The 669-nt window shown below is 45.3% G+C and carries 1 protein-coding gene; it reads left to right on the plus strand.

What is annotated here, in order from left to right:
- Positions 1 to 130: 130 nt before the first annotated feature.
- On the plus strand, positions 131 to 669 hold a 539-nt coding region (locus D1841_RS18000; protein ID WP_166554363.1), incomplete at its 3' end, for an AAA family ATPase.

Here is a 669-nt window from a genome sequence, read left to right on the forward strand (position 1 = left end):
TTTCTTTAGCCTTTATGCCATTCCAAACTTTTGCAGTGTGGCGTGCATAATCGGTGTGGACAAATGGGGCAGTGTTTGGTATAATACAAGATACGAACAAATGTTTGCAAAGAGGAGAGGTTAGCGTATTATGGCAAAGAAAGCGAAAACAGTATATGTCTGTCAGGAATGCGGCTACGAAAGCAGTAAATGGGTTGGACAGTGTATTTGCGGTGCATGGAACAGCATGGTAGAGGAGAAGATTGTAGAGGCACCGACAAATGATACGAGACGAAGAGCCTCCGCAGGAGCTAAACCATCTAAACTAAAGGAAATTGGTGCGGGAGGAGATTACGTTCGGATTGATACAGGCATCGGGGAACTGAACCGGGTACTAGGAGGAGGGCTGGTGAAGGGCTCTTTGACTTTGATCTCAGGCGAACCGGGTATCGGCAAGTCTACGATGATTATACAGGCAGCTGCTAATTTGGCTAAGTCACTGGGTACGGTTCTCTATATCTCGGGAGAAGAGTCTGAGGCACAGATTAAAATGCGGGCAGATCGGGTTTGCGGAGAACTGAACGAGAACCTCTATATTCTGGCGGAAACCAACATGGAAAATATTGTTGCAGCCTGCGAAAATCTTAAACCGAAGTTTTTAATTATAGATTCCATTCAGACTATGTATAC

The organism is Neglectibacter sp. X4, assembly GCF_009917365.1.
Classification (GTDB): Bacteria; Bacillota; Clostridia; order Oscillospirales; family Acutalibacteraceae; genus Acutalibacter.